Annotated in this window: 3 protein-coding genes; all 3 read right to left on the bottom strand. The window is 48.1% G+C overall.

The window, feature by feature from the left end; translation table 11 throughout:
- Positions 1-235: 235 nt before the first annotated feature.
- The 3 genes from RIFP1SYM_RS16055 to RIFP1SYM_RS16065 all read right to left on the bottom strand — a co-directional run bounded on the left by RIFP1SYM_RS16055 (position 236) and on the right by RIFP1SYM_RS16065 (position 2,471).
- Entirely contained in the window at positions 236-604 is a 369-nt protein-coding gene (locus RIFP1SYM_RS16055) for a c-type cytochrome (RefSeq protein WP_050798794.1), read from the bottom strand.
- A gap of 45 nt (positions 605-649) precedes the next feature.
- Positions 650-1,042 (bottom strand): hypothetical protein, encoded by a 393-nt coding sequence (locus RIFP1SYM_RS16060; RefSeq protein ID WP_139042190.1) that lies wholly within the window; start codon positions 1,040-1,042, stop codon positions 650-652.
- Between the two features lie 142 nt (positions 1,043-1,184).
- Positions 1,185-2,471, bottom strand: coding sequence for a porin (locus tag RIFP1SYM_RS16065; protein WP_039960854.1), 1,287 nt, complete (start codon positions 2,469-2,471; stop codon positions 1,185-1,187).
- Between the last annotated feature and the right edge of the window lie 612 nt (positions 2,472-3,083).

Consider the following 3,083-nt stretch of genomic DNA (forward strand, 5'->3'; position numbering starts at 1 on the left):
CTGAATTACAGTTATTAACTCGGCAACCAAAAGGCGTCCTGGCCTTTAGTTGCCGTCGACCGGCCGACATATCCTTGTGCCAGCATTAACCCGGCCACTATTCAGTTACCGGGTTAATAGCCTGCGGCATCCTGCCGAACTATTACTCATTATCAGGGTGGTCAGCAAAGCTCAAGTGCCTGATAATTCCGTGTTGACTCCTCACTTCGCCTCAGGCACAAAGGCAACAGAGGGGTCAGTCCGGCACATTGGCAGCTACGACCGTGCCAGTGTTCAATCCGAGAACCCAGTCCAGTATAGTCGTTGCTACCTCGTCCGTAACTTTCTTGTTGGGAGGCATGGGGACCGAACCCCAGGCGCCCTTGCCGCCTTTTTTAATTTTTTCAACAAGATCAGCTACCGCACTCGGATCTCCTTCATATCTAGCCGCCACTGCCTTGTATGCGGGACCAACCCGTTTTTTATCCACACTGTGGCACACCAGGCAATTATATTTCTTTGCCAATGCAGCTCCATCCGCCAGCGCTGCAGACGGCGCCACACCCAAGCCGATGACAGCACTAACTGAAAAAGCCAGTAGCATTTTTTTTTGTATATGTATCATCTAAGTCTCCTCCAAGGAGTTAATGAGAGGCGTTTAACGATCCATTCAGAGTTCGTCTAAGATACGATCCCGTATCTCACTCGCCTCCTGTTTCGTGATCAAACCCTTTTCTCGCAGCTCAATAACACGACGCAACCGCATTTCAAAAAAAGGGGAGGCTTTTTCAACCGTTTTGCCAGATTGTTGTATTGCAGTAGATTCTGGCAACTTCGGCTGATAATCAGAAGGCATAATCGAGGGTTCCACTTCGTTACATTCCAATCTGGCGTGAACCCCCTTAGCGATCTCTTGTGTTCCCACTCGCAGCCGCTGTGTGGCACACCCAACCTTGCGCACTTCAACCGTACCGTACAGCGGGTGTTTCTCCCGTGGATAGACAATCGGAAAGACCTTGCCTTGCTCTAGAATGAGCGGGGTAACGCCCACTCTTGTGTTCATGACATACACCTCCGCCCCCGTAGGCTCGGAAGTAATGTCAAGCATTCCCGGGCGTTCACCCAAGGATGAGCACCCGGAAATAACCACTATGGGCAAGCATGCAACCAGGACAAATAGCCCATTATTCATAGCTGAACTCCGATCAGAATCCGCTGAACAGCATCAAGGTTGTTTGCTGATCGCCCGCATCCTGCGGAGTGTCATATTTACTCCCGCTCCGTAGTACGTGGTTGAGTTGCAACTGTACATTTTGCGCAAAATTGTAGGTGCCACCTATTGTCACTGCATTGTCGGTATCAGCACCCGTATCCGCATGTCGATACCCAAGTATAATTGTCGCCTTATTTGGTATCACACCATATTGGCCATGGATGGACCATGCCGTTTTCCTGTTTGCGCTAGCATTAAAATGCGAATTACTAGGAACACTCCCATATGCAGCATAAGCGCCTAATGGCTTACCCAGAAATTCGCCCTGCAATTGGCCATCAATAGACCACCCCTTTATATCTTTCTCTTCAATGATATTACCGCCAGTGTCATTCTTTGACTTACCGAAATAGTATTGGAATCCAAGTCCAGAATCCCAGTCACCCAATTGAGGCGTCAGCGCCCCACGAACATAGGTGGCCAGACCCTCTGGACTGAAATTGCTCCAATCGGGGGACCAAAATGTCACATTGAGGAAGCCAGACTCCTTCACGGCTGCAAATGTGATACCTTCTGCAGCCCCATACCCAAGGCCAAGATATTGCTGCGCCATCAATGACTTGCGATCCTCTCCCACTCGCTGACTGCGCAATGCTCCCGTATTCAGCAACTCAAGGCCAAACCCTGCACCCAAGGCGTCCGTTATGAACGGGACAACCAGCAGGTCAGTATCTTCGCCTGCCTTGAAGTTGAACGGCATTTTAAAGGAGAGGAAATTACTGCCTTCTGTGCCGTGCAAGGAGAGTTCGGTTAGAAAACCAATGTTTTCACTTACTCGGCCTCCCAGAAACAGGGCGGCCTCGTCAGGTAGCTGGAGCTCACCCACATTGGTTGCATAGGCACCCTCTTTGCCTTCGATGGTCGCACCGCTTTCTACCAACCTCGCATTGTCTCCATTCGTTTTCTGATAGCGAAACTTGGTAATCAACGAGGCATTAAGAACGGCTGGTAGAGACAAATTATCATCCTCCACCAATTCCTGCGCACCTGATTGAGTATATCCAGCCGCTTTGAATGAACGGCCAAATTGATTGAGCGCCGGATAACTACCCTGGAAGTGACAAGAATTACAGGCCATACCAGTCTGGCGCGCAAAGGCGGGAACCGCCTGGCTTTCAGTCCACACACCAAGACCCAGCGTTCCAATGACTAATGCAACCGCAGTAGCTTGCGTTGATTTTGTTTTTTCTGACGCAAAAATCTGAGCTGACTTCTTCATTATTTCCCCTTAGTAAAACGATATATGATTTTTGTTGATGTTAGCGAAAGACAATGACTGGACTTTTCGGCACCCCCCCTATAATCGGCAACAAGATTTATCTCAGGCCGGAGATGTACAAATTCGCCCCGAACCTTTCAGGCAAGCCCCTCAATTACAGTGCTTGATAGGAATTTCTTTTTCTTTGCTTTGTTTTTGTGACGGCTTTCGCTAACTGCGTAAAAAAACCTTGCAACATTATTTTTCTTGCTTATTCAAGGTGTTGAGATCACAGGCGCACCCTAAAAATAGCGCCCCTGTCTTGCCTAAGGCAGAGTGCAAATATTTTAGTGCTTTATCTTTTAAAAATGTGACAGGCTTCACGCGCGACTGAAATTATCAAAAGAAATACCCGGTTTCAAGAAAAAATACATAAATACCCGGCTTCAAGAAAAAAACATATAAAAATCAATTGCTGTAATGATATCTGTCAGTCGCCGCAAAGATATTTTGATATGGCAAGGCTTTTCCGGACAAAAAATCNGCAGCTTTTCGGTTTTCTTTCTCATAGCCCAATGGCGTCTGATAGCCGATAGTTGAGTGGCGTCTCTGGCGGTTATAGAACACCTGTAA

This window comes from endosymbiont of Riftia pachyptila (vent Ph05) (genome assembly GCF_000224455.1).
Taxonomy (GTDB): Bacteria; Pseudomonadota; Gammaproteobacteria; order Chromatiales; family Chromatiaceae; genus Endoriftia; species Endoriftia persephonae.